At 70.2% G+C, this 24,887-nt stretch carries 29 protein-coding genes and 1 tRNA gene; 23 read left to right on the forward strand and 7 right to left on the reverse strand.

The genetic code is table 11. The features are described 5' to 3' along the window. Positions 1-165 precede the first annotated feature (165 nt). The 12 genes from ftsZ (at position 166) to ACKOQ4_RS06735 (ending at position 11,330) form a co-directional block, all read left to right on the forward strand. A complete protein-coding gene (ftsZ, locus tag ACKOQ4_RS06680; RefSeq protein WP_526290077.1) occupies positions 166-1,383 on the forward strand; it encodes a cell division protein FtsZ in 1,218 nt (405 codons plus the stop codon). Positions 1,384-1,409: 26 nt separating this feature from the next. Continuing rightward, positions 1,410-2,111, forward strand: coding sequence for a peptidoglycan editing factor PgeF (gene pgeF, locus ACKOQ4_RS06685; protein WP_526290079.1), 702 nt, complete (start codon positions 1,410-1,412; stop codon positions 2,109-2,111). Positions 2,112-2,114: 3 nt separating this feature from the next. Then, positions 2,115-2,876 (forward strand): YggS family pyridoxal phosphate-dependent enzyme, encoded by a 762-nt coding sequence (locus ACKOQ4_RS06690; RefSeq protein ID WP_526290081.1) that lies wholly within the window; start codon positions 2,115-2,117, stop codon positions 2,874-2,876. An 81-nt stretch (positions 2,877-2,957) separates the two neighbouring features. After that, complete coding sequence (locus tag ACKOQ4_RS06695) at positions 2,958-3,662, forward strand: cell division protein SepF (RefSeq protein WP_526290083.1); 705 nt, start codon at positions 2,958-2,960, stop codon at positions 3,660-3,662. A 105-nt stretch (positions 3,663-3,767) separates the two neighbouring features. Beyond that, on the forward strand, positions 3,768-4,058 hold the full coding sequence (locus ACKOQ4_RS06700; RefSeq protein ID WP_526290085.1) for a YggT family protein: 291 nt from the start codon (positions 3,768-3,770) through the stop codon (positions 4,056-4,058). A gap of 188 nt (positions 4,059-4,246) precedes the next feature. Beyond that, positions 4,247-4,990 carry a DivIVA-like cell division protein Wag31 gene (wag31, locus tag ACKOQ4_RS06705; protein WP_526290087.1) on the forward strand — a complete coding sequence of 248 codons (744 nt, stop codon included), beginning with the start codon at positions 4,247-4,249 and terminating at the stop codon, positions 4,988-4,990. 62 nt (positions 4,991-5,052) lie between these two features. Beyond that, entirely contained in the window at positions 5,053-5,712 is a 660-nt protein-coding gene (locus tag ACKOQ4_RS06710; RefSeq protein WP_526290089.1) for a hypothetical protein, read from the forward strand. Positions 5,713-5,730: 18 nt separating this feature from the next. Further along, the gene (locus ACKOQ4_RS06715) at positions 5,731-7,098 is read left to right on the forward strand and encodes a TIGR01777 family oxidoreductase (protein ID WP_526290091.1); all 1,368 of its coding nucleotides are present in this window, start codon (positions 5,731-5,733) and stop codon (positions 7,096-7,098) included. Between the two features lie 97 nt (positions 7,099-7,195). After that, positions 7,196-8,320 carry a 4Fe-4S dicluster domain-containing protein gene (locus ACKOQ4_RS06720; RefSeq protein WP_526290093.1) on the forward strand — a complete coding sequence of 375 codons (1,125 nt, stop codon included), beginning with the start codon at positions 7,196-7,198 and terminating at the stop codon, positions 8,318-8,320. Between the two features lie 40 nt (positions 8,321-8,360). After that, the gene (locus tag ACKOQ4_RS06725) at positions 8,361-9,176 is read left to right on the forward strand and encodes an FAD/NAD(P)-binding protein (protein WP_526290167.1); all 816 of its coding nucleotides are present in this window, start codon (positions 8,361-8,363) and stop codon (positions 9,174-9,176) included. Beyond that, positions 9,173-9,934 carry an NADH-quinone oxidoreductase subunit B family protein gene (locus ACKOQ4_RS06730; RefSeq protein WP_526290095.1) on the forward strand — a complete coding sequence of 254 codons (762 nt, stop codon included), beginning with the start codon at positions 9,173-9,175 and terminating at the stop codon, positions 9,932-9,934. Before ACKOQ4_RS06725 ends, ACKOQ4_RS06730 begins: the two co-directional genes overlap by 4 nt. A 94-nt stretch (positions 9,935-10,028) precedes the next feature. Next, the gene (locus ACKOQ4_RS06735) at positions 10,029-11,330 is read left to right on the forward strand and encodes a Ni/Fe hydrogenase subunit alpha (protein WP_526290097.1); all 1,302 of its coding nucleotides are present in this window, start codon (positions 10,029-10,031) and stop codon (positions 11,328-11,330) included. A 54-nt stretch (positions 11,331-11,384) separates the two neighbouring features. Here the strand turns inward: ACKOQ4_RS06735 and ACKOQ4_RS06740 are convergent, their stop codons facing one another. Then, positions 11,385-12,113, reverse strand: a complete 729-nt coding sequence (locus ACKOQ4_RS06740) for a type 1 glutamine amidotransferase (RefSeq protein ID WP_526290099.1) — start codon at positions 12,111-12,113, stop codon at positions 11,385-11,387. A 37-nt stretch (positions 12,114-12,150) separates the two neighbouring features. Between ACKOQ4_RS06740 and ACKOQ4_RS06745 the strand changes: the two genes are divergently transcribed. Continuing rightward, a complete protein-coding gene (locus ACKOQ4_RS06745) occupies positions 12,151-12,588 on the forward strand; it encodes a DUF2784 family protein (RefSeq protein ID WP_526290101.1) in 438 nt (145 codons plus the stop codon). A gap of 8 nt (positions 12,589-12,596) precedes the next feature. Then, positions 12,597-13,583, forward strand: a complete 987-nt coding sequence (locus ACKOQ4_RS06750) for a TerC family protein (RefSeq protein ID WP_526290103.1) — start codon at positions 12,597-12,599, stop codon at positions 13,581-13,583. A gap of 2 nt (positions 13,584-13,585) precedes the next feature. On the opposite strand, the gene ACKOQ4_RS06755 is transcribed toward ACKOQ4_RS06750, so the two are convergent. Both ACKOQ4_RS06755 and ACKOQ4_RS06760 read right to left on the reverse strand, forming a co-directional pair. Next, positions 13,586-13,671, reverse strand: a tRNA-Leu gene (locus tag ACKOQ4_RS06755). Positions 13,672-13,735: 64 nt separating this feature from the next. Next, complete coding sequence (locus tag ACKOQ4_RS06760; RefSeq protein WP_526290105.1) at positions 13,736-14,428, reverse strand: sensor domain-containing protein; 693 nt, start codon at positions 14,426-14,428, stop codon at positions 13,736-13,738. A gap of 110 nt (positions 14,429-14,538) precedes the next feature. Here ACKOQ4_RS06760 and ACKOQ4_RS06765 point away from each other — a divergent pair, with 110 nt between their 5' ends. Together ACKOQ4_RS06765 and ACKOQ4_RS06770 are read left to right on the forward strand one after the other, a co-directional pair. Continuing rightward, a complete protein-coding gene (locus ACKOQ4_RS06765) occupies positions 14,539-15,873 on the forward strand; it encodes a M20/M25/M40 family metallo-hydrolase (RefSeq protein WP_526290107.1) in 1,335 nt (444 codons plus the stop codon). Positions 15,874-15,908: 35 nt separating this feature from the next. Next, positions 15,909-16,439, forward strand: coding sequence for a YbhB/YbcL family Raf kinase inhibitor-like protein (locus ACKOQ4_RS06770; protein WP_526290109.1), 531 nt, complete (start codon positions 15,909-15,911; stop codon positions 16,437-16,439). On the opposite strand, the gene ACKOQ4_RS06775 is transcribed toward ACKOQ4_RS06770, so the two are convergent. From ACKOQ4_RS06775 to ACKOQ4_RS06785, 3 genes are read right to left on the reverse strand one after another with little or no spacing between them, the layout of a single operon-like run. Then, the gene (locus ACKOQ4_RS06775; RefSeq protein ID WP_526290169.1) at positions 16,436-17,509 is read right to left on the reverse strand and encodes a quinone-dependent dihydroorotate dehydrogenase; all 1,074 of its coding nucleotides are present in this window, start codon (positions 17,507-17,509) and stop codon (positions 16,436-16,438) included. The genes ACKOQ4_RS06770 and ACKOQ4_RS06775 overlap by 4 nt on opposite strands. Beyond that, a complete protein-coding gene (locus ACKOQ4_RS06780) occupies positions 17,509-17,751 on the reverse strand; it encodes a DUF5703 family protein (RefSeq protein ID WP_526290171.1) in 243 nt (80 codons plus the stop codon). Before ACKOQ4_RS06780 ends, ACKOQ4_RS06775 begins: the two co-directional genes overlap by 1 nt. Positions 17,752-17,771: 20 nt before the next feature. Next, positions 17,772-18,770: a YncE family protein gene (locus ACKOQ4_RS06785; RefSeq protein ID WP_526290173.1), complete on the reverse strand. Its 999-nt coding sequence runs from the start codon at positions 18,768-18,770 to the stop codon at positions 17,772-17,774. A gap of 174 nt (positions 18,771-18,944) precedes the next feature. On the opposite strand from ACKOQ4_RS06785, the gene ACKOQ4_RS06790 reads away from it, so the two are divergent. The 5 genes from ACKOQ4_RS06790 to ACKOQ4_RS06810 are packed head-to-tail and all read left to right on the forward strand — an operon-like array spanning position 18,945 to position 22,265. Beyond that, entirely contained in the window at positions 18,945-19,244 is a 300-nt protein-coding gene (locus ACKOQ4_RS06790) for a hypothetical protein (RefSeq protein WP_526290111.1), read from the forward strand. Positions 19,245-19,297: 53 nt separating this feature from the next. Further along, the gene (locus ACKOQ4_RS06795) at positions 19,298-20,131 is read left to right on the forward strand and encodes an undecaprenyl-diphosphate phosphatase (RefSeq protein WP_526290175.1); all 834 of its coding nucleotides are present in this window, start codon (positions 19,298-19,300) and stop codon (positions 20,129-20,131) included. A gap of 22 nt (positions 20,132-20,153) precedes the next feature. Further along, complete coding sequence (locus tag ACKOQ4_RS06800) at positions 20,154-20,846, forward strand: histidine phosphatase family protein (RefSeq protein ID WP_526290113.1); 693 nt, start codon at positions 20,154-20,156, stop codon at positions 20,844-20,846. Between the two features lie 55 nt (positions 20,847-20,901). Further along, positions 20,902-21,486, forward strand: a complete 585-nt coding sequence (locus tag ACKOQ4_RS06805) for an Rv2134c family protein (RefSeq protein ID WP_526290115.1) — start codon at positions 20,902-20,904, stop codon at positions 21,484-21,486. After that, positions 21,483-22,265 (forward strand): Rv2133c family protein, encoded by a 783-nt coding sequence (locus ACKOQ4_RS06810; RefSeq protein WP_526290117.1) that lies wholly within the window; start codon positions 21,483-21,485, stop codon positions 22,263-22,265. Before ACKOQ4_RS06805 ends, ACKOQ4_RS06810 begins: the two co-directional genes overlap by 4 nt. A 4-nt stretch (positions 22,266-22,269) precedes the next feature. Here the strand turns inward: ACKOQ4_RS06810 and ACKOQ4_RS06815 are convergent, their stop codons facing one another. Continuing rightward, the gene (locus tag ACKOQ4_RS06815) at positions 22,270-22,719 is read right to left on the reverse strand and encodes an META domain-containing protein (protein ID WP_526290119.1); all 450 of its coding nucleotides are present in this window, start codon (positions 22,717-22,719) and stop codon (positions 22,270-22,272) included. A gap of 60 nt (positions 22,720-22,779) precedes the next feature. On the opposite strand from ACKOQ4_RS06815, the gene ACKOQ4_RS06820 reads away from it, so the two are divergent. Further along, positions 22,780-23,604, forward strand: a complete 825-nt coding sequence (locus ACKOQ4_RS06820; protein ID WP_526290121.1) for a 3'(2'),5'-bisphosphate nucleotidase CysQ — start codon at positions 22,780-22,782, stop codon at positions 23,602-23,604. Next, entirely contained in the window at positions 23,604-24,839 is a 1,236-nt protein-coding gene (mshC, locus tag ACKOQ4_RS06825) for a cysteine--1-D-myo-inosityl 2-amino-2-deoxy-alpha-D-glucopyranoside ligase (protein WP_526290177.1), read from the forward strand. Before ACKOQ4_RS06820 ends, mshC begins: the two co-directional genes overlap by 1 nt. Positions 24,840-24,887 lie beyond the last annotated feature (48 nt).

Genomic DNA, 24,887 nt, shown 5'->3' on the forward strand with positions numbered 1-24,887 from the left:
CGACACGCGGGCGCGCCTCCCCGATCGCGTGGCCGGCCGGTCATACGGTGCTGAAGACACGAACAACTTGACATAACTCTAAGCCTGAGGTTGAGGTTGAGGGTTTATCAGGGAAGTCGCGCCAGCCCAGGCTCACAGCAGGTCCACACCGGAGGAAGACCACCGATGACCCCACCGCATAACTATCTCGCCGTCATCAAGGTTGTTGGCATCGGCGGCGGCGGCGTCAACGCCGTCAACCGGATGATCGAACAGGGACTCAAGGGAGTCGAGTTCATCGCCATCAACACCGACGCGCAGGCGCTGCTGATGAGCGACGCCGACGTCAAGCTCGACGTCGGCCGGGACTCCACCCGCGGCCTGGGCGCCGGGGCCGATCCCGATGTGGGGCGCAAGGCCGCCGAGGACGCCAAGGACGAGATCGAGGAACTGCTCCGCGGCGCGGACATGGTTTTCGTGACGGCCGGCGAAGGCGGCGGCACCGGGACCGGGGGCGCGCCCGTGGTGGCCAACATCGCCCGCAAGCTCGGCGCGCTGACCGTCGGCGTGGTTACCCGGCCGTTCTCCTTCGAGGGCAAGCGCCGCTCGAACCAGGCCGAGACCGGCATCAACTCGCTGCGCGAGAGCTGCGACACCCTGATCGTCATTCCCAACGACCGGCTGCTTCAGATGGGCGACGCGGGCGTCTCGCTGATGGACGCCTTCCGCAGTGCCGACGAGGTGCTGCTCAACGGGGTCCAGGGAATCACCGATCTGATCACCACGCCGGGCCTGATCAATGTCGACTTCGCCGACGTCAAGGGCATCATGAGCGGAGCGGGCACCGCCCTGATGGGGATCGGTTCGGCCCGTGGCGAGGGCCGCGCGCTCAAGGCCGCCGAGATGGCCATCAACTCCCCGCTGCTGGAGGCGTCGATGGAAGGCGCCCAGGGCGTGCTGATGTCGATCGCCGGCGGAAGCGATCTCGGCCTGTTCGAGATCAACGAGGCGGCCTCGCTGGTCCAGGAGGCCGCCCACTCGGAGGCCAACATCATCTTCGGCACCGTCATCGACGACTCGCTCGGCGACGAGGTCCGCGTCACCGTGATCGCGGCCGGTTTCGACGCCAACAGCGCAAGCCGCAAGCCCATCATCATCGGTGAGGCCACCACGGGGCCGGCCACCGGAGCGGCCGAGGCCGCGGCGGCTGCCCCGGCCCCGCCGCCGCCGACGGTGTCCACCACCCACACCTTCGCCCCGGCCGGCGCCGGCCAGGTCGGCAATTCGCCGCTGTTCGACTCGCTGGAACCCCCGCTCGCCACCGTCTCGGCGCGCACCAACGGCTCGGCGCCCTTCGGCGACGAGGACGACGACGTCGACGTGCCGCCGTTCATGCGGCACTGAAACACAGGAGCCGATCACCCGAGACCGTGCGCATCCGCCGCGTCACCACCACTCGTTCCGGGGGAGTCTCGGCACCGCCGTACGACTCCTTCAACCTCGGCGACCACGTCGGCGACGATCCGGCGGCAGTGTCGGCCAACCGCGACCGGCTGGCCGCGGCCCTCGGTCTGCCGCCGGACCGGGTGGTGTGGATGAACCAGGTGCACGGCGACCACGTCGAGGTCGCCGACGGACCGCAGGCCGAACCCTTCGAGGCCACCGACGCCCTGGTGACCAGGACACCGCGCCTGGCGCTGGCCGTGGTGACGGCCGATTGCGTGCCCGTTCTGATGGCTGACGGCCGCGCCGGGGTGGTGGGCGCCGCCCACGCCGGCCGGGTCGGCGCCGCCAAGGGCGTGGTCCTGCGCACTCTTGAGGCGATGCTCGCCGCGGGCGCGCACGTGGCGGACATCTCGGTGCTGCTCGGCCCTTCGGTCAGCGGGCCCAATTATGAAGTGCCCGAGGAGATGGCGGCCGCCGTCGAGGCCAGCCTGCCGGGCAGTCGCACCACCACCCCGTCCGGAACTCCGGCGCTGGACCTGCGGGCCGGTATCGCACGCCAGCTCACGGATGCCGGTGTCACCGCGATCGACGTCGATCCCCGGTGCACCGTCGCCGACCAGGCACTGTTCAGCCATCGCCGCGACAACCCGACCGGTCGGCTGGCCTCGCTGGTGTGGATGGAGTGAGCGGTGGTCCCAGATCCCGGTGACCGGGTGGCGGAGCTGACCGCGAGTCTGGCCGCGGTGCGAAGCCGACTGGCGCGCGCGGCGCAGGCCGCCGGCCGCGCCGCCGACGGCATCACCCTGCTGCCGATCACCAAGTTTTTCCCGGCCGGCGACGTCGCCATCCTGTGGCGGCTGGGGTGCCGGGTCTTCGGCGAATCCCGAGAGCAGGAAGCCGCGGCCAAGATCGCCGAGTTCGACCGGCTGATCGCGGAATCGCCGGACCCGGGGCCGGCCCGCTGGCACATGGTCGGTCAGATCCAGCGCAACAAGGCCAAGCACATCGCGGCATGGGCGGATACGGTTCACTCGCTGTGCACCGAGAAGGTGGCGACGGCGCTTGACGGCGCATCGGCCCAGGCCATCGCGGAAGGCCGTCGCAACCGGCGACTGCGAGTGTTCGTCCAGATCAGTCTCGACGGGGACACCCGCCGCGGCGGCGTGGACATCGGCGACCCGGCGGCGGTGGACCGGTTGTGCGCGCGGGTCGCCGACTCCGACGGGCTCGAACTGGTCGGGTTGATGGCGGTTCCGCCGCTGGGGGCCGACCCCGACCGCGCCTTCGCCGCCCTCGCCGCCGAGCACCGTCGCGTCCGGGGCGAGCACCCGGGCGCCACCGAACTGTCCGCCGGCATGTCCGGCGATCTGGAGGCCGCGGTGCGACACGGCTCAACCTGTGTGCGTGTCGGTACGGCGCTTATGGGCAAACGTCCTCTAACGTCTCCCTGAGTAGTCACTCCAGTCACAGGTTCATCACGAACACCGATCAAAACAAGACATCGCAATCTTCAGCTTCAGAAGGGTCAGCGGATGAGCACTCTGCACAAGGTCAAGGCCTATTTCGGCATGGCGCCGATGGATGACTACGAGGACGAGTACTACGACGACGACCGGGACACCGGCGCCGGCCGCGGTCGGGGTTTCTCGCGTCGCGCCGACAGGTTCGCCGACGGCGGATACGACGACCGTGCGGGCGGGCGCTACGACGACGTCCGCGCGGGCGGGCGCTACGACGACGACCCCCGGATGGGCCACGACTACGACGACCGTGATCCGGACTACCCGCCGACCGGAGGTTTCCGGGCGGCCGGCTACGCAGACGAGCCGAGGTTTCGGGCGCGCGAGTTCGACCGCGACCTGCCGCGTTCCCGATTCGGCGCACTTCGCGGTTCGACCCGCGGGGCCCTGGCGATGGACCCCCGCCGGATGGCGATGCTCTTCGAAGAGGGCAGCCCGCTGTCGAAGATCACCACCTTGCGTCCGAAGGACTACAACGAGGCCCGCACCATCGGCGAACGCTTCCGCGACGGTCAGCCGGTGATCATGGACCTGGTGTCGATGGACAACGCCGACGCCAAGCGGCTTGTCGACTTCGCCGCCGGGCTGGCGTTCGCTCTGCGCGGCTCCTTCGACAAGGTCGCCACCAAGGTGTTCCTGCTGGCCCCGGCCGACGTCGACGTCACCGCCGAGGAGCGCCGCCGAATCGCCGAGGCCGGGTTCTACAGCCACGTGTGATCGGGTCGCGGACGGGGCCGGGGCCTGCCGGTGGCGGAGTCGGTAGGCTGACGGTCGACCAGTCCGCCGCCCGACAGGCACCGTCAGACAAGGAACCGTTCGCCGGTGAAGCCCATTTTCGCGATCGTCGGCTTCGCGCTGTTCGTGTTCTGGCTGCTGCTGATCGCCCGGATCGTCGTGGAGTTCATCCGGTCGTTCAGCCGGGACTGGCAGCCACGGGGGGTCACGGTGGTGATCCTCGAAGCCATCATGACCGTCACCGACCCCCCGGTGAAGTTGTTGCGGCGGATAATTCCGCAGCTCACCATCGGCGCGGTCCGGCTGGACTTCTCCATCATGGTGCTGCTTTTCCTGGCGTTTCTGGGGATGCAACTGGCCTTCGGCGCGTCGGCCTGACGCTGCGCGAATCGGTTCGCCGTGTTGATGGCGGAACTCTGAAAATCACCCTTAATTCCTGATCACTCCTGCAACCGGCGGGTCTGGTGTGACAGGATGGACGCCAGTTACAGTTCGGAACGAACTGGATCTCTCGTTTACACTGCGGAGCGGTCCGAAACAACCGTCCCAATCGGAAGGGGCTGATGATGCCACTGACACCGGCCGACGTGCACAACGTGGCGTTCAGCAAGCCGCCCATCGGCAAGCGTGGCTACAACGAGGACGAGGTCGACGCCTTTCTGGACCTGGTGGAGACCGAACTCGCGCGGCTGATCGAGGAGAACGCCGACCTGCGCCAGCGGGTGGGTGAACTTGACGCGGAGCTGGCCTCGGCCCGTGGCGGCGTCACCGCGGTTCCGATGGTCCGGGCCGAACCGGTCGTCGAGCAGGTCGTGGAGACCACGACGCTGGGCGAGGACCAGGCGCTCAAGGCGGCGCGGGTGCTCAGCCTGGCTCAGGACACCGCCGACCGGCTGACCAACACCGCGATCACCGAGTCCGAGAACATGCTCGCCGATGCGCGGGCACAGGCCGAGCAGATCGTCTCGGAGGCCCGCTATCTGGCCGACACCACGGTGACCGACGCCCAGGAGCGCGCCGACGCCATGCTCGCCGACGCCCAGACCCGCTCGGAGGCCCAGCTGCGGGCGGCCCAGGAGAAGGCCGACATCCTGCAGAACGACGCCGAGCGCAAGCACACCGAGCTGATGAACACCATCAACCAGCAGCGCACCCTGCTCGAGGGCCGTCTCGAGCAGCTGCGCACCTTCGAGCGCGAGTACCGCACCCGGCTCAAGACCTACCTGGAGTCCCAGCTCGAGGAACTGGGTCAGCGCGGCTCGGCCGCCCCGACCGATACCGGCGACGTCGGTTACACGCAGTACCAGTAGGGCTGCCGAAATAGGAGCCTGCTGGTGAGAGCCGACCGACGACGCACGATCCAGCGGGCCGCATGCTGATCGTCGCGCTGATCCTGGCGGTGATCGGGCTGGCCGCCCTGGTGACCGCGGTGGTCACCAACAACGAGCTGATCGCCTGGGTGTGCATCGGCGCCAGCGGCCTGGGCGTTCTGCTGCTGGTGTTCGACGCCATCCGGGAGCGTTCGCAGCGACGTTCGGTGACCCCGGTCGCGGCCGCGGAGCTCACCGAGGTGATCGAACCCCTCGAACCGGCCGAGAGCACCGATGTCATCCAACCGGTTGCCGACGGCGTCGAACCGGACGACGCCCTCGCCGAGGAACTCGCGGCCGAGGACTATCCGGAGGAACTCGTCCATGACGAGCCCGACTACGACATGCCCAGCGATGACGAACCGGAATTCCCGGAGCCGGCCGAGGAGGCCGCACTTCACGTCGTCGATGAGACCGACGTCGACGACGGGCTTGACGACGATGTCGGTGACGACGCCGGCGAACCGACCGCGGAAGGCCACCAAGACGAGCATGTGACTGTGGTCTCCTACGTCGAAGAGCCACAGGGCGCTGAGACCGAGTACCGCTACGTGGTGAGTTCCGAGGCCGGGTACACCTATGTCGAGAGCGATTCCGTTGATATCGAATCCGATTCTGGTGCAGCGGATTCCGATGTCGCCGAAGACCGCCGTGACCAGTAACCCGACACGGGGGATCTGATGGGAATCGAGTACGCAAGCATCGTCGATCATCCGCTCGACGAGGTGTTCGCCTGGCATACCAGGCCCGGTGCGATGCGCCGGCTGGTACCGCCGTGGCAGCCGATGCGGGTGGTCAAGGAGACCGAGTCGCTGGCCGACGGAACCGCGATCCTCGGGCTTCCCGGCGGGTTGCGCTGGGTGGCACGGCACGACCCTGCCGGCTACCACCCGCCGAACCAGTTCGTCGACGTGCTGTCCTCCGACGGGTTGATGACCATGCCGCCGCGGGTGATCGGCTGGTGGCGGCACACCCACAAGTTCAGCGAGGCCGGCGCAGGGCAGACCCGGGTACTCGACGAGGTCGACACCACCGTGCCCGGTGCGGCGTTGCGCTCGACCTTCGCCTATCGGCATCGCCAGCTCGCCGAGGACATGGCCGCTCATAGCGACGCGGCCCGGGCTGGAGCAGGGCAACTGGTCGTCGCGATCACCGGAGCGTCCGGGCTGGTTGGCACCGCCCTGGCTGCCTTCCTGTCGACCGGTGGCCACCGAGTGATCCGACTGGTCCGAGGAGCGCCCGCGGGGGAGAACGAAAGGCGCTGGGATCCAGCGAATCCCGCCGCGGATCTGCTGGCCGGGGTGGATGCAGTGGTACACCTGGCCGGAGAGTCGATCGCAGGGAGATTCACTGCGGCCCACCGGCGGGCGATCCGCGATTCCCGGATCGAACCCACCCGCAAACTCGCCGCCGTCGCCGCGGGCACCGCCGGGCTCGGCGCCTTCGTCAGCGCCTCGGCGATCGGTTTCTACGGCTTCGACCGGGGCGATGAGGTGCTCGACGAGAACAGCTCCCGCGGTGACGGGTTCCTGGCCGACGTGGTGGCCGACTGGGAGGCCGCGACTGCCCCGGCCGCCGAGAGCGGGCGGCGGGTGGTGCTGGTGCGAACCGGGATCGTGCAGGCAGCCGCGGGCGGCACCCTGAAGCTGCTGCGGCCGTTGTTCGCGGCCGGACTCGGCGGACGGCTGGGGAGTGGTCGGCAATGGCTGTCCTGGATCGGCATCGACGACCTGCTAGACGTCTACTACCGCGCCGTCTACGACAGCAGGCTGGCCGGGCCGGTCAACGCGGTGGCGCCCAATCCGGTGCGCAACGAGGAGTACACCAGGGCGCTGGCGGCCACGCTGCACCGGCCGGCGCTGCTGCCGGTGCCATCCTTCGGTCCTCGGTTGCTGCTGGGCAAGCAGGGCGCGGCCGAGCTCGCCGGGGCCAGTCAGCGGGTCGAGCCCGCGGCGCTGGAGGCGCTCGGCCACCGGTTCCGCCAGCCGTACGTGGCCGACGCCCTGGCACACCAGCTGGGCCGCGATGCCGCCACCGGGGTGCTCTAGACGGTCTGATCCGTTTGATGGGGACCTTCGTCGCGGTGTTTGAACCGGGGACGAAGGTCCCCGCGCGCATCGCGGGCGATTCGGGCACGATGGGTTCATGTCTTCCGCCGTGATCGACGGCCCGGGTCTGGATCAGCTGATCGAGGAGTTGCACCGCCGCGGCATGCAGGTGGTCGGACCGACACTGCGGGACAACGCCATCGTGCTGGCCGAGATCACCGGCGCCGCGGATCTGCCGGCCGGATGGGGAGTGGACGTGGCCCCGGGCACCTACCGGCTGCGGGCCCGTGCTGATCGCGCCGTGTTCGGGCACTCGGCCGGTCCGCAGTCCTGGAAACAGTTCCTGCACCCGCCGCGCCAGCGGGTGTGGTCCTCCGGCGCCGATCCCGCCGAAGACGCCGACGCACAGCCCCGCTATGCGTTCCTCGGGGTCCGCGGCTGCGACCTTGCCGCCATCGGCGTCCTGGACCGGGTGCTGGTCGGCGGCGCCCACCGCGACGGCTCCTATGCAGCCCGGCGCGGCGCCTTCATCGTCGCCGTCAACTGCACCGATCCCGGCGGGCTGTGTTTCTGCGCCTCGATGGGTACCGGGCCGGCATGCGGAGCCGGTCCGGCGTCGGCGCCGTCCTACGACCTGGCGCTGACCGAACGCGCCGACGCGGAGTCGGCGAGCTATCTGGTCGAGGTCGGCAGCGAGGAGGGGGCCGACGTGCTGGCGGCCGTCGACCACCGCCCGCCGCGCCCGGGGGAACGGGAAGCGGCGGCCGCCGACATCGCCGCCGCCGCCGGCAGAATGGGCCGCCGTATGCCCGAGGGCGACCTGCGCGAGCTGCTGGTCGGCGCCCGGGACTCCGCGCACTGGGACGAGGTGGCCAACCGGTGCCTGACGTGCGGCAACTGCACGATGGTGTGCCCCACCTGCTTCTGTACCTCCACATCCGACGTCACCGACCTCAGCGGCGAGCACGCCGAGCGGTGGTCGGAGTGGGCGTCCTGCTTCGAAATTGACTTCACCTTCATCCACGAGGGCCCGGTCCGGCGCTCCGGCGGGTCGCGCTACCGTCACTGGCTGACCCACAAGCTGAGTTCGTGGCACGACCAGTTCGGTAGTTCGGGCTGCGTGGGCTGCGGTCGCTGTATCGCCTGGTGTCCGACCGGAATCGACATCACCGAGGAGATGGCGGCGTTCGACGCGGAGCGCGCGGAGCGTGCCGGTGAGTGACGTTCAGAGCGCGCCGGTCAGTGACGTGCGGCGCGCGCCGATGACGCCGGTGCCCTATCGGGTGCGGTCCAGGACCGTGGAGAACACCGACTCGGTGACGCTGTGCCTCGAACCGGTGGCGGTGACGCTCCCGTCGCCGCGGCCGGGGGAATTCATGATGATGTACTACCACGGGGTCGGCGAGGTGGCCATCTCGGTCAGCGGTGACCCATCGCGTACCGACGGCACCGTCACCCACACCATCCGCTCGGTGGGGAGGGTGAGCGCGGCACTGTGCGCCGCCGAGCAGGGATCCACAGTGGGTATGCGTGGTCCGTTCGGCACCACCTGGGGGCTCGAGGAAGCCGCCGGGCGTGACCTCGTCGTGGTCGCCGGCGGGGTCGGATTGGCTCCGCTGCGGCCGGTCGTACTCGGGGCGCTGGCCGACCGGCACCGCTACGGGCGGGTGATCGTCATCGCGGGGGCCCGGGCGCAGCGAGACTTTCTCTACACGGCGCAGCTGGCGGACTGGCAACGGGATTCGCGCCTGGAGGTGCACCTGACCGTCGACGTCCCCCTGCAGGGCTGGCCGGGGGAGACCGGCCTCGTCACCGAACCGCTGCGCCGGCTCGAACTGCAGCCGGACCGGACGACGGCGTTTCTGTGCGGGCCGGAACCGATGATGCGCTCCGGGGCGCAGGCGCTGTCGGACAAGGGCATCGCAGCACAGCACATCCGGCTCTCGCTGGAGCGCAACATGCAGTGCGGCGTCGGCTGGTGCGGGCACTGCCAGCTCGGGCCGCTGCTGCTGTGTCGGGACGGACCGGTGGTCGGCTACGACGTGGCCCGGCCCTTGCTGGAGGTGGAGCAGCTGTGACGAGCCGGCCGAGCCTGGCGGTCTGGAAGTTCGCCTCCTGCGACGGCTGTCAGCTGACAATTCTCGACTGCGAGGACGAGTTGCTGACCCTCGCCGAGCAGGTGCAGATCGCGACGTTCGCTGAGGCGTCGAGCGCCATCGTCGGCGGCCCCTATGACGTGTCCCTGGTCGAGGGGTCGATCACGACGGCGAACGACGAGCGTCGGATCCGCGAGATTCGTTCGCAGTCAACGGTTCTGGTGGCGATCGGCGCCTGTGCGACGGCCGGCGGGATCCAGGCGCTGCGCGACTTCGCCGACGTCGCCGAGTTCACCTCGGTGGTCTACGCCCGACCCGAGTACATCGACACCCTGGCAACCTCAACCCCGGCGTCGGCGCACGTGACCGTCGATTACGAGCTGCGCGGTTGCCCGATCGACCGGCACCAGCTGCTCGACACCCTGGCCGCCCTGCTGGTCGGTCGCAAACCGCGCCTGCCGGCGGCCACCGTGTGCACCGAGTGCAAACGCGCCGGCGTCACCTGCGTGACCGTCGCCGAGGGCATCGCCTGTCTGGGGCCGGTCACCCACGCCGGCTGCGGTGCCCTGTGTCCGCGTCATCACCGCGGCTGCTACGGCTGTTTCGGTCCGGCGGCCACCCCCAACACCACGGCGATGATCCCGCTGCTGCGTCGCGACGGTATGTCCGGCGGCGACGTCGACCGGGTCTTCTCCACCTTCAACGTCACCGACTTCGACGCGCACCGGGGCCGACAGTGAGTGTTCGACAGTGAGTGTTCGACAGTGAGTGTTCGGCAGTGAGTGTTCGGCAGTGAGTATTCGACAGTGAGTGTTCGACAGTGAGTATTCGACTATGACCCGGCGAACCATCCGCGTCGGCGCCCTCACCCGCGTCGAGGGCGAGGGTGCCCTGCACATCGAACTGCGCGACGGCCACCCTGAACGCGTCGAACTCAACATCTACGAGCCGCCGCGCTTCTTCGAGGCGTTCCTGCGCGGGCGCGCACACACCGAGCCGCCCGACCTGACCGCCCGCATATGCGGGATCTGCCCGGTGGCCTACCAGACCAGCGCCTGCAACGCGATCGAGGACGCCTGCGGGGTGACGCTGGATCCTGAACTGCTCGCGCTGCGCCGGCTGCTGTACTGCGGTGAGTGGATCCACAGCCACGCGCTGCACATCTACCTGCTGCACGCCCCGGACTTCCTCGGCGTCCCCGACGTCATGACGCTGGCCAAGCACGACCGTGCCGCCGTCGAGCGCGGGCTGGCACTGAAGAAGGCCGGCAACCGGCTGCAGGAACTTGTCGGCGGCCGGGCCATCCACCCGGTCAACGTGCGGGTCGGCGGGTTCTACTCCGTGCCCACCCGCGCCGAGTTGACGCCGATGGCCGAGCAGTTGCGCGTCGCTCTCGACCATGCGCTGGCCACCGTCTCCTGGGTGGGCGGGTTCGACTTCCCGGACCTGACCGTCGACCACGAACTGTTGGCCCTCACCGCTGACCGCTACCCGATGGAACGCGGCGAGATCGCCCGCAGCGCGGGCCCCGCGTTCGGTCTCGCCGAGTTCACCGAACACGTCCGCGAGACCCAGGTGCCGCACTCCACCGCCCTGCACGCCACCCTGGACGGACGACGGCACCTCACCGGGCCGCTGGCCCGCTACGCACTCAACCACGACAAGCTCTCCCCACTGGCCCGCGAGGCCGCACGCGCCGCGGGTCTGGGCGAGGAGTGCCGGAACCCGTTCCGCAGCATCATCGTCCGGGCCGTCGAGGTTCTGTATGCCGTCGAGGAGGCGCTGCGGATCATCGAGGAATACCGGCGGCCCGCGAGGCCCTTCGTCGAGATCGAGCCCCGCCCGTCGGTCGGCCACGGCGTCAGCGAGGCCCCGCGGGGCCTGCTGTACCACCGCTACGCGCTCGACGACGCCGGCCGGATCGCCGGCGCGGTCATCGTGCCGCCGACGTCACAGAACCAGGGGGCGATCGAGGCCGACCTGACCGAGGTGGTGTCGGCCGGAGCCGGACTCGACGACGCCGCGCTGACCGCGATGTGTGAACGGGCCATCCGAAATTACGACCCGTGCATCTCCTGTGCCACCCACTTCCTGACGGTGACGGTCGACCGGGGGTCCGCGGATAGCGCGCCGTGATCGGGGCAGCCGTGCCTGGCCGGTGGGCGGACGCGCACCGGTGGCCGGGCCCGTTCACCCACGTGCAGCGTTCGGGTCGGCCCTATCCAGCAGGGCCAGGAACCCGCTCACCAGAAGCCGCAGCCGGCCGGCCGCGTCGCCGGCCAGCGCGGCGGTGCGCTGCCGGATCTCCGTTGCGCTCAGGCCCAGCCGGGTGATGTCGCCGTCCGGGCCGTCCTCGCTGATCCAGCGGTCCACCAGTGCGGCGTCGACTTCCGGGTGGAATTGCAGCCCCAGTGCCCTGCCCTGTGCGAAAGCCTGTGTGGCACAGTCGTTCCAGGCGATCTCTGTTGCACCGGGGGGAGTGGTGAGCCGGTCGAAGTGCCATTGGAACCACGGCCCGTGCGGAACCAGTTCAGGTCTGCCGCTGTGCACCGGGCGCCAGCCGACCTCCGGTTGGGGCGAGCGCGACACCGCCCCGCCCAGGGCGTGCGCCAGCAATTGACCGCCGAAACACACCCCGAGCACCCCGACCCCGTTGTCCAGAGCGTCCCGCACCATCGCCGTCTCGCCGGCGACCCACGGCAGCCGGTCGTCGTATACCGCCCAGCGCGACCCCAGCGGAACGACGGCGTCGTAGTCCAGCGGATCCGGGAAGACGACTTCAAGGGCGGGATCCTCGGTCCGGTCGGGCGGAACGACGTCGAACGTGCTGACCGCGAACCCGGATTCGGCGAACACCTCGCCGAGCAACGCTTCCGGGGCTGACGGGTCGTTGTAGAGGAACAGCACCCTGCGGGTCACCGGTCCACGGTAAGCCGACCGGGGCTACCGTTGCGACATGCGGCCACTCTTCGTCGCTCTGACCGGACTTGTGGCCGCCGCCCACTTCGCCTTCCTGATCTACCTGCCCGCGGGAGGCTTCCTGGCGCTGCGCCGGCGGCGCAGCATCTGGCTGCACCTGGCGGCGGTGGCCTGGGCGATCGGCAGCGTGGCTTTCGGCTTCTGGTGCCCGCTGACCGCGCTGGAGCGCTGGGCCCGTGCGCATGCCGGCCTGGCACCGCTGGGGTCGGCGGGGTTCATCGACCACTACATCATCGACCACTACATCATCGACCACTACATCACCGGAAGGTTCCATCCGGCAGCCGCGGCCGGTTCGGTGCAGGCACTGGTGCTGGCGGCGGTGCTGGTGTCGTGGGCCGGCTACCTGCTCAGCGCCCGACGCGGTCCGGCCCGGCGCGGGCCGACACCCGTGCGAAGTACATTTCCTGAATAATGGCCGACATGACGGTTTCCGCCGGGGTCTGGGCCCTGACCTGCCTTGCCATCCTGGGCCTGTTCGTCTTCGACTTCTTCGCCCATGTCCGGGTCGCGCACGAGCCGACCTTCCGGGAGTCGGCGATCTGGTCCGCGGTCTACGTGGGGCTGGCGGTGCTCTTCGGTTTCCTGATCTGGTGGCGCTGGGGCGGCGAGTACGGTGGGGAGTACTTCGCCGGGTACGTCACCGAGAAGGCACTGTCGGTGGACAACCTGTTCGTCTTCACCGTCATCATGAGTTCGTTCGCGGTGCCGCGGATCTATCAGCAGAAGCTGCTGCTGATCGGCATCGTGATGGCGCTGATCATGCGGGCGGGGTTCATCGCCGTCGGAGCCGCCGCGATCAACGCGTTCAGTTGGGTCTTCTACCTTTTCGGGGCGTTCCTGATCTTCACCGCTCTCAAACTCGCCCGGGAGAGCGGTCACGAACGCGAGGCCGAGGAGGAACGCGAAAACCGCCTCGTGGCCCTGGTGCGCCGCTTCGTTCCGACCACCGACGACTACGACGGCGACCGATTCCTCACCAGCGTCGACGGCAGGCGGGCCGTGACCCCGATGATGCTGGCGCTGGTCGCCATCGGATTCACCGACCTGCTGTTCGCGCTGGACTCGATCCCGGCGATCTACGGACTGACCGAACAGCCCTACATCGTCTTCACCGCAAACGCCTTCGCGCTGATGGGTCTGCGGCAGCTGTACTTTCTCATCGGCGGGCTGCTGGACCGGCTGGTCTACCTCTCGGCCGGCCTGGCGATCATCCTCGGCTTCATCGGGGTGAAGCTGATCCTGCACGCGCTGCACAAGAACACCCTGCCGTTCGTCAACAACGGCAACTACGTCAACGTTCCGGAGATCTCCACCGCGATGTCGATCGGAGTCATCGCCGTGGTGCTGTTCATCACCACAGTGGCGAGCCTGATCCGCACCCGCGGCCGGAAGGTGGAGTCGTCCTAGAGTGTCCGAGGGGGGACTTGAACCCCCACGCCCGTTAATAGGGCACTAGCACCTCAAGCTAGCGCGTCTGCCATTCCGCCACTCGGACCCGAGAGCGCCTAAGGCTATCGGATCGGGTCTCGTCGGCTCAAACCCGCTCGTGCGGAACCCGGCTAGGCCGGGCCGATCCGACCGGCGATCGCGCGGGCGATCGTGGTCGCCGCCGTGCTCGGGCCGTTCAGGCTGCATGCCTCGACATCGACGGCGACGTTCTCGTGGACGGTCAGCGCCCGCTGGCAGGACCACTTCTGCGGGCTGCGCTCCACCCGGGAGACCGCCAGCATCTCGTGGTCGGCGCTGACCGGGCCGACCGTCCACACCTGGGGCGGCACCAGCGACTGGGCATAGGTCAGCTCGCGGTCCGAGCAGCCCGCCCAGCGGCGGCGCGACGCGGCGAAGAAGACCTCCGCGGCTTCGGCGGAGGGGAACAGCACCGCCGACTGGACGGCGAAATGCGCCCACGCCGACGCGGCCGGCGGCTCACGCAGCACGCGGGCGTGCAGGGCGGTCCAGCCGGTGCCTGCGTACTCGGCCTGCTGAGCCGCCCCGGCCACGGCCAGGCAACCCGGCGGCGCATCCGGCAAGTGTGCGACGTCATTCCACGGCGCCGTCGCTTCGCGGGTCACCACCAGGCCGGGCGCACCCATGGCCTGACCCACCTCGGCGGCCGGCAGCAGCAGGGCCGGCAGGGTGCCGGGGGTGGGCGGAAGTTGGGCCGGCGGCAGCGCGGTGCCGGCGGTAGTGGTGGCGCAGCCGCTGCCGGTCAGGCACAGCAGGGCGGCCAGCACGGGCACCCGAGACGTCACCTGGTAAATAGAAGCGCATGTTGCGCGTGTTGTAAATGCGGTTTTTGTTAATGATGTGGTATCGCGACTCCCGGGCAGCCGTTCGTGCGGGCCAATGGTAGGAAAGGGAGGTGACGCGGGCGAGTCCGGATGACGCGGCCGGCGAGGTGGTCGGGCTTGTCAGCGCGCTGATCCGGTTCGACACCTCCAATACCGGCGATCCGGAGACCACCAGGGGCGAGGCGGACTGCGCCCGCTGGGTGGCCGAGCAGCTGCGCGAGGTGGGTTATCAGCCCGAGTACATCGAGTCCGGTGCGCCGAATCGGGGCAACGTGTTCGTGCGGCTGCCCGGCGCCGACCCGTCCCGCGGGGCGCTGTTGATTCACGGACACCTCGACGTGGTGCCGGCCGAGGCCGCCGACTGGAGCGTGCATCCGTTCTCCGGTGCGGTGTCCGACGGCTACGTATGGGGTCGTGGTGCGGTCGACATGAAGGACATGTGCGGGATGATGCTCGCCGTCGCCCGCCACTTCCGGCGTGCGGGCGTGACACCGCCGCGCGACCTGGTGTTCGCTTTCGTCGCCGACGAGGAGCACGGCGGCAAGTACGGCGCCCATTGGCTGGTGGACAACCGGCCCGATCTCTTCGACGGGGTCAGCGAGGCGATCGGCGAGGTCGGCGGTTTCTCGGTGACGCTGCCGCGCCGGGACGGCGGCGAGCGCCGCCTCTACCTGATCGAGACCGCAGAGAAGGGTCTGCTGTGGATGCGCCTGACCGCGCGCGGCCGGGCCGGGCACGGATCGATGGTGCACGGGGACAACGCGGTCACCACGATCGCCGGCGCGGTGGCTCGCCTGGGCGCGCACCAGTTCCCGCTGATACTCACCGAGACCGTGGCGGAGTTCCTCGCCGCCGTCGCCGAGGAGACCGGGCTGACCTTCGACGCCGAGGACCTGGAGGGATCGGTGGCCAAGCTGGGTCCGATGGCCCGCATGCTCGGCGCCACCCTGCGCGACACCGCGAACCCGACGATGCTGGCGGCCGGCTACAAGGCCAACGTCATCCCGGCCACCGCCTCGGCGGTGGTCGACTGCAGGGTGCTGCCCGGGCGGCAGGCCGCCTTCGAGCGCGAGGTCGACGAGATCATCGGACCGGACGTCACACGCGAGTGGATCTCCGAACTGCCGTCCTACGAGACCAGTTTCGATGGCCATCTGGTCGACGCGATGAACGATGCGCTGCTGGCGGCCGACCCCGAGGCGCGCATCGTCCCCTACATGCTTTCCGGCGGCACGGATGCCAAAGCCTTTGCTCGCCTTGGTATCCGGTGTTTCGGGTTCGCACCGCTGCGGCTGCCGCCCGATCTGGACTTCGCCGCGCTGTTCCACGGGGTCGACGAGCGGGTCCCGGTGGATGCGCTGCGGTTCGGCGCCCGGGTGCTCCACCACTTCCTGATGCACTGCTGAGCACAGAGAACCGACAACCGCAGAAGGGATCCGCCATGGCTTTTCCGTACAACCCCTACGACTACTTGCCGAAGCTCCCGGGCTTCACGCTGACCAGCCGCGACATCGCCGACGGCAAGCCGCTGAAGATGGCCCAGGTCAGCGGCATCATGGGCGCCGGGGGCGAGGACGTCTCGCCGCAGCTGAGCTGGTCGGGATTCCCCGAGCAGACCCGCAGCTTCGCGGTGACCGTGTTCGACCCAGACGCCCCCACGGCGTCGGGCTTCTGGCACTGGGCGGTGGCGAACCTGCCGGCAGAGGTGACCGAGCTGCCCGGTGGCGTCGGTGACGGCTCGGTGCTGCCCGGCGAGGCGCTGACCCTGTGCAACGACGCCGGTATGCGCCGCTACGTCGGTGCGGCCCCGCCGGCCGGCCACGGCTATCACCGGTACTTCGTCGCCGTGCACGCCGTCAGCGTCGAGCGACTGGACCTGCCCGAGGACGCCAGCCCGGCCTACCTGGGTTTCAACCTGTTCATGAAATCCATTGCGCGGGCGGTCATCTACGGTACCTACGAACAGAACTAGCCGGGTATCCGGCGGTGCTCCGAGCCGACCGCCTCGGCCAGCGAGGCGTACCCGCCCGCTCGCAGCCGCGCGGCGATTCCGTCGTGAATGTGCTTGGCCCACAGACCGCCGCCGTAGACGAAGCCGGTGTAGCCCTGCAGCAGCGACGCCCCTGCGGTGATCCGCTCCCAGGCGTCGTCTGCGGTCTCGATTCCGCCCACGCCGATCAGCACCAGCCGGTCGCCGACCCGGGCGTAGAGCCGGCGCAGCACCTCCAGTGCCCGGTGCGCCACCGGCGGGCCCGAGACGCCGCCGGGCCCCAGGCTCTCGGCCCCCGGGGTGTGCAGGCCCGCGCGCGAGACGGTGGTGTTGGTGGCCACGATGCCGGCCAGACCCAGTTCCACCGCGAGGTCCGCCACCGCGTCGACGTCGTCGTCGGACAGGTCCGGGGCGATCTTGACCAGCACCGGCGTGGCCGTCTCGGCCAGCACCGCGGACAGAATCGGGCGCAGGGACTCCACGGCCTGCAGATCGCGCAGGCCCGGGGTGTTGGGTGAGCTGACGTTGACCACCAGGTAGGACGCCAGCGGCCCGAGCAGTCGGGCGCCTGCGGCGTAGTCCGCGGCGGCCCGTTCGGCGGGGGTGTCCTTGGACTTGCCGATGTTGACCCCGATGGGAACGTCCGGGTGGTGGCGGGCAAGTTGCAGCGCCAGTCGCCCGGCGCCGTGGTTGTTGAAGCCCATCCGGTTGAGCAGGCCCCGGTCCGCCGGCAACCGGAACAGCCTGGGCTGGGGGTTGCCCGGCTGCGGCCGGGGAGTCACCGTGCCCACCTCGGCGTAGCCGAACCCCAGCGCCCCCCAGACGTCCAGGCCCAGCCCGTCCTTGTCGAACCCCGCCGCCAGCCCCATCGGCCCGCCGAAGCGCACCCCGAACACCGTGCTGGCCAGGATCGGGTCATGCGGGGCGAGTGCCCGCCGCAGCCGGCGGCGGGCGGGTCCGGTGGCGGTGGCGCCACGCAGTGCGGAGAACACCAGGTGGTGGATCCGCTCGGGGGGCGCCTGGAACAGGAAGCCGCGCAGTGCGTCGTAGATCACGGTCCGGGCTGATCGGCGGGCCGCCTGGCAGCGGCACTGTCCTGGTGAGACTTCCTGCGCCGCAACAGAACCCGCCTGCTGCCGTCGGTGTACAGGCGGACCCGGGTCAACTCCCAGCCGCGGTACTCGGCCTCGATCGACAGTCGGGTGGAAGCGCTGATCCGGGTCACGTCGGGAGGCAGCCGCAGCGGAATCCACTCGTAGTCCTCGGAGAGTTCGACCTCCCAGGCGGCCGGCATCCGTCCGTGCGGGGCGGCGCTCACCGCGGCCCGCCGGCGTCGCGGATCACCTGAACCCCCGCGCCGGACCCGGACACCACGTACAGGGTGCCCGAGGACTCGTCGTAGGCCAGCGCATTCGGTTGCTGCACGGTCGGGTAGCGCACCTTCTCCACGGGAATGCCAGTGCCCAGATCGTAGCCAACGACGGTGTTGGAGGCGGTCAGCGAAACCCAGACCAGCGTGCGCGATCCCGCTATCCCGTAGGGGGACTCGCCCACCGGGTAGGCCTGCCGTTCGATCAGCGGGTCCACGCCGAAGACCAGCAGCTGCCCGCCGCGGGAGTCGGCGACCAGTACCCGGCCCGCCTGGTCGGCGGCGATGGTGGTGGCGCCGAGTCCGGCCCGCAGAGCCTGCGCGCGCGAGCCGTCCGGTTTCAGCGCCGTCACCGAGGTCTGGCCGCGGTCCAGGACGACGGCGACGTCGCCCTGCGCGACCAGGGCGTCCACCCGGGCGAAGATGTCGGCTTTGCCGGCCACCCGGCCGTCCTGGTCGAGGGTGTAGGCGACCCCGTCGGCATCGCCGAGCACCAGTCTGCCGTCGGCGCGCCGCGCGATGGCGGTGAAGTCGGTGTCGGCCTCGCCGACCTCGGTCCGGTTCGCGGTGCCGGCGGCCAGGTCGACGGCGAAAAACCCGCCCCGGGTCGCCGCGTAGGCGGTGCCGCTGCCGTCGCCGGCGACGGCGGTGACCGGCCCGGGCAGAGCGACGGTTCGCGGGGCGCCGGTGGGCCCCACGACGGCCAGGGCCGCCGGCGCCGTGTCGTCGGCGCCCGGTGTGAGGACCACCAGGGAATCGCCGACCATGACGGCGGCCTGCGGCCTGCCGCCCAGTGCCAGGACCTCGCCGACCGGGGTGGTTCCGGCCGGCGGGGACTGTGCCGCCCGGGCGGGTTCGATGGTGGGCGGCGATCCGTCCAGCTGGTCAGACCCGCACCCTGCGGCCAGCGGGGCCGCCGCGAGCAATCCGGCCGCGACGACCAGTGCCGGTAAGCGCTTTCCCTGCTCCGGCAAAGGGCGCTCCCGGGTGTCGGTCGGGTGAACGGGGTGATCGAGTGGGTCTCGAAGCCGTGGAAACTCGAATTCTAGGGGCCACTCGCCGCGCCCGGTCGGGCCGGAGTGGCCCCGCACTGCCGTAACCCGCGTTATGGTGGGCGCATGGCGCTGGTTCCCGCCTCCCAGTCCGACGGGACTGAATTCGTCATCGAGGATCTGATCACCGGTCTTCACGCCAGTGGTTTCGGTCGGCTGGGCGACGGGCGCAGCTTCTCCTTCCACGTCCACCACGGCCAACTCGTGGTCGAGGTCTACCGGCCCCGCCGGGCGGTACCGGTGCCGCTGCCCGAGGACGTCACCGCCACAGCCACCCGGGGCCTGGCCGGCGTCGACGTCGACGACGCCCGCAGCCTGTCGGCGGCGGTCCGCGACGCCGTCGCCGCCGCGACGCCGGTGCGCTGACGGCGATTGCCCAACCGGACGCCTGTACGGTCAGCGTCGTGAGCGAGACGCCGATGTCGTGGCTGCAGGTCGTGGTTCTCTCGGTGGTCCAGGGCCTGACTGAGTTCCTGCCCGTGTCGTCCTCGGGTCACCTGGCGATCGTGTCCCGGGTGTTCTTCGCCGGGGACGCCGGGGCGTCCTTCACCGCCGTCTCGCAGCTGGGCACCGAGGCCGCGGTGCTGCTCTACTTCGGCCGCGACATCGTGCGGATCCTCCGGGCCTGGTTCGACGGACTGCTGGTTCGGGCGCACCGGGACAACCCCGACTACCGGCTGGGCTGGTACGTGATCATCGGGTCGATCCCGATCGGGGTGCTGGGAGTGTTGTTCAAGGACGTCATCCGCTCGGAGGTGCGCAACCTGTGGGTGGTGGCCACGGCCATGCTGGTCTTCTCGGCCGTGATCGCCGCCGCCGAGTACGTCGGGCGGCAGAACCGCCACGCCGGCGAACTGACCTGGCGGGACGGCCTGTTCGTCGGAGTCGCGCAGTGCCTGGCGCTGGTGCCCGGGGTGTCGCGGTCCGGGGCCACCATCAGCGCCGGCCTGCTGCGCGGCCTGGACCGGCCGCTGGCGGCGAGATTCGGTTTCCTGCTGGCCATCCCGGCGGTTTTCGCCTCCGGGCGGTTCTCGCTGCCCGACGCCTTCCACCCCGTCAGCGAGGGGATGAGCGCCACCGGCGCCCAGTTGGCGGTGTCGGTGGTGATCACCTTCGTGATCGGCTTCGCCGCGGTGGCCTGGCTGCTGCGCTTCCTGACCCATCACGCCATGTACTGGTTCGTCGGCTACCGGGTGGTGCTCGCGCTGACGGTGATGGCGCTGCTGGCGACCGGCGTGGTCTCGGCGACGTGAGCGCTGAGAGGATCTGCAGACCATGACCGTCATCCTGTTGCGTCACGGCAGGTCGGTGTCCAACACCGCTCACACCCTGGCCGGCCGTTCGGAGGGCGTCGAACTCGACGAGCGGGGCGCCGAGCAGGCCGCCGAACTCGTCGGGCGCCTCGAGGGCCTGCCGATCAGGGCGTTGATCCGCTCGCCGCTGCTGCGCTGCCGCCTGACCTTGGAACCGCTGGCCGCCGCACTCGGCCTCGACCCGGTCGTCGACGAGCGGCTCTCCGAGGTGGACTACGGGCAGTGGACCGGCCGCAAGATCGGCGAACTGGTCACCGAGTCGCTGTGGTCGGTCGTGCAGCAGCAGCCCAGTGCCGCGGTATTCCCCGACGGTGAGGGACTGGCGCAGGTGCAGGCGCGGGCGGTGGCCGCGGTGCGCCAGCACGATCGCAGGCTGGCCGACGAGCACGGCGGTGACGCGCTGTGGGTGGCGTGCACCCATGGCGATGTGATCAAGGCCGTGCTGGCCGACGCGCTGGGCAGCCACCTCGACAGCTTTCAGCGGATCACCGCCGACCCCGCGTCGATGAGCGTCATCCGCTACACCGACGCGCGGCCGTTCGTCCTGCACGTGAACCACACCGGGGCCCGGCTCGCCGCGGCCCTCACCGCAGGGCCGCGCCCGGTCGAGGGCACCTCGGAATCCGACGCCGTGGTGGGCGGCTCGACCGAGTGAAGAGGCGGCCGCGTGCGGCCAGCCTTTCCCGTTCAGCCGGTATTTTGTAACTGACATGGCCCGCTCGATTCACGTCTTCCGAACCCCCGACCGGTTCATCGCCGGGACGGTGGGCCAGCCTGGCAACCGCACCTTTTTCCTGCAGGCCGTGCACGACAACCGGGTGATCTCGGTGATGTGCGAGAAGCAGCAGGTCGCGGTGCTCGCCGACCGGATCGGAGCGCTGCTGGACGAGGTGCACCGCCGGTTCGGCACGCCGCTGCCGCCGAAGACCGACGTCGAGGACCTCGGACCGCTGATCACTCCTATCGACGCGGAGTTCCGGGTCGGCACGATGGGACTGGGCTGGGATGCCGAGGCGCAGAGCGTGGTGGTCGAGTTGCTCGCGGTCAGCGACGACGCGTTCGACGCGTCGGTGATCCTCGACGACGCCGAGGAGGGTCCCGACGCGGTCCGGGTGTTCCTGTCGCCCGAGTCGGCGCAGCAGTTCGCCGACCGCTCACACCGGGTGATCTCCGCGGGCCGCCCGCCCTGCCCGCTGTGTGACGAGCCGCTTGACCCCGGGGGGCACCTGTGTGTGCGCAGCAACGGGTATCGCCGGGCCACGATTTACGGTTCCGAGGATGACGCCGACCCGTGAGCGGCCAGCCGCAGGAGACTCTGCAGCGCGGCGAAATCGTCGTCCTGGGCCGGATCCGCTCGGCCAGCAACGCGACTTTCCTCTGTGAGGCACGGCTGGCGGAGACGGCAGTCCAGTGCGTCTACAAACCGGTTGCCGGTGAACAGCCGCTGTGGGATTTCCCGGATGGGACGCTGGCCGGCCGGGAGTACGCCTCTTTCCTGGTTTCCGATGCCCTCGGCTGGAATATTGTGCCGCACACGATCATTCGGCAGGGCCCGGCCGGGCCGGGAATGGTGCAGCTCTGGGTCGAGCAGCCCGAGGATTCCAGGCTGGTCGATCTGTGTCAGGCGGATTCCGTTCCGGCGGGCTACCTTTCGGTGCTGACCGCTTACGACTACTCCGGCGGAGAGGTGACTCTGGTGCACGCCGACGATCCCCGGCTGCGCCGGATGGCCGTCTTCGACGTCGTCGTCAACAACGCCGACCGCAAGGGAGGTCACATTCTTGCCGGGGTGGACGGCGGGGTCTACGGAGTGGACCACGGCATCTCGCTGCACGTCCAGGACAAGCTGCGCACGGTGCTGTGGGGATGGGCCGGGTCTCCTGTCGACGACGACACCCTCGCGGCGCTGAAGACCCTCGACGAGCGGTTGGGCGCGAAGCTGGGCAGCAGGTTGCGCAAACACATCACCGGCGCCGAACTGGCCGCGATGCGACGGCGGGTGCGGGCGCTGCTCGACGACCCGGTTATGCCCAAGCCCGAGCGGGGCCGGCCGCTGCCCTGGCCCGCGTTCTGAGGGCCTAACCGCCGGGTTTGGCCGGCTGCCAGTGCATGACACCGCTGTCGGCCTCCAGCGACAGGTGCAGCTTGCCGTCGGAGATCAGGTAGCTGCGTACCCTGCCGAGCGCGGCGGCGACCTTCGTGTCGATCGACGGTTGCGGGCACATCATCCGGGTCAGGGCGATCGGCCCGAAGCTCAGCGTGCCCGAGTCGGAGGCCCCGGCCTCCGACGTCCAGGTCGAGTTGCCGCGGTTGCAGTCGACGCGGAATCCGGCCTTGCCGTCGTCGCCGAAGGTCACCGTGTACTCCGACGGGTCCTCGACGGTGGTGGACGGCTGCTCGTCGGGCGCCATCGACTCGATGCCGACCAGCTGCCAGGTGGTCCCGGTCAGGGGGTCGGTTGCCGGTTTCGAGCCGCAGCCCGCCGCGGCCAGTGCCAGGGTGACGCCAAGAACGCTCGCGATCCGCATGCCGGCAAATCTACGTCGGCCCCCGCCGACGCGCCGTCCGCTTTCAGCGATACTGGCGGGGTGAGTCGCACGGACGCCGAGTTGGCCGCGGACCTGGCCGAGGAGGCGGGGAGGCTGTTGCTGGCCCTTCGCGCCGAAATCGGCCACGGTTTCCCGCCCGCTCTCGGCGACGAGGGCGACGTGCGGGCCAACGAGCTGCTGCTGCGCAGGCTGCGGGCCGAGCGTCCCGGTGACGCGGTGCTCTCCGAGGAGGCCCACGACGACCTCGCCCGGTTGCGCGCCGACCGGGTGTGGATCATCGACCCGCTCGACGGCACCCGCGAGTTCTCGATGCCGCGCCGGGCGGACTGGGCCGTGCACGTCGCGCTGTGGCAGCGCACCGGAGCCGCCGGGCCGGCGACGTCGGGCACCGGAGCCGCCGGGCCGGCGACGTCGGACACCGGAGCCGCCGGTCAGGGCGTCATCACCGATGCCGCGGTGGCACTGCCGGCGATGGGCGAGGTGCACCGCAGCGACCGGGTGTCCGCTCCGCCACCGGCGCCGGCCGGCCCGATCCGTATCACCGCCAGTGCCAACCGGCCCCCGGCGGTGTTGTGGCGGCTGCGCGACCGCCTCGACATCGAGTTCGTGCCGATCGGTTCGGCTGGGGCCAAGGCGATGGCCGTGGTCCGCGGCGACGTCGATGCCTACATCCACGCGGGTGGCCAGTGGGAGTGGGATTCGGCCGCGCCGGCAGGGGTGGTGCAGGCGGCCGGTCTGCACGCCACCCGGCTGGACGGCTCGCCGCTGCGCTACAACCAGCCCGACCCCTACCTGCCCGACTTCCTGATGTGCCGGCCCGAGGTGGCCGGCGTCCTGCTCGACGCCATGTGGCTGGCCAGCTGATGCGGGCCTGGCCGTCCGCCGACATCCCCCGGGTACCGGGCCGCGGGCCCGCGCTGAGGCTCTACGACAGTGCCGACCGGCAGGTGCGGCCCACCGTGCCGGGTCCCACCGCAACGATGTACGTCTGCGGCATCACCCCCTACGACGCCACCCACCTCGGCCACGCGGCGACCTACCTGGCCTTCGATCTCGTCTACCGGGTATGGCTGGACAACGGCCACCGGGTCCACTACGTGCAGAACGTCACCGATGTCGACGACCCGCTGTTCGAACGCGCCGAACGAGACGGGGTGGACTGGCGTGACCTGGGCTCCCGGGAGACCCAGCTGTTCCGCGACGACATGACGGCGCTTCGGGTGCTGCCGCCGCGGGATTACGTCGCGGCCACCGAGGCCATCGACGAGGTGGTCGAGATGGTGGAGAAGCTGCTGGCCTCCGGAGCGGCCTACGTCGTCGACGACCCCGCGTATCCCGACGTCTATTTCCGGGCGGAGGCCGACGTCGCGTTCGGGTACGAGTCGAACTACGACCGCGAGATGATGCTTCGGCTGTTCGCCGAGCGCGGCGGAGACCCGCAGCGCCCGGGCAAGACCGACCCGCTGGACGCGCTGCTGTGGCGTGCCCGGCGCCCCGGTGAGCCGAGCTGGCCCTCGCCGTTCGGCCCTGGCAGGCCGGGCTGGCACATCGAATGTGCGGCAATCGCGTTGAGCCGCATCGGTTTCGGATTCGACGTCCAGGGCGGTGGCAGCGACCTGATCTTCCCGCACCACGAGTTCACCGCCGCGCACGCCGAGTGCGCCACTGGCCAGCGCCGGTTCGCCCGGCACTACGTCCATGCCGGGATGATCGGCTGGGAGGGCCACAAGATGTCCAAGAGCCGGGGAAACCTGGTGCTCGTCTCAGCGCTGCGCGCCCGCGGCGTGGACCCCGCCGCCATCCGGCTGGGCCTGCTGGCCGGGCACTACCGCAGCGACAGGTTCTGGAGTGACGAGGTGCTCGACGAGGCCGGGGCGCGGCTGCAGCGCTGGCGCACGGCGATCGCATTGCCGGCCGGCCCGGATGCCGCCGACGTCACCGCCAGGCTGCGCCGCTACCTGGCCGATGATCTCGACACCCCGAGGGCCCTTGCCGCCGTGGACGGCTGGGTGACCGACGCACTCGAGTACGGTGGCCGGGACGCCGCCGCCCCAGAGGCGGTCGCGACGGCGCTGGACGCCCTGCTGGGCGTGCGGTAGCGCAATCCGAATGCCGGTCAACCCTCGGAGGGTAGCTTTGACAGCGTC

Origin of the sequence: Mycobacterium sp. (assembly GCF_046095365.1) — a bacterium.
Taxonomy (GTDB): Bacteria; Actinomycetota; Actinomycetes; order Mycobacteriales; family Mycobacteriaceae; genus Mycobacterium.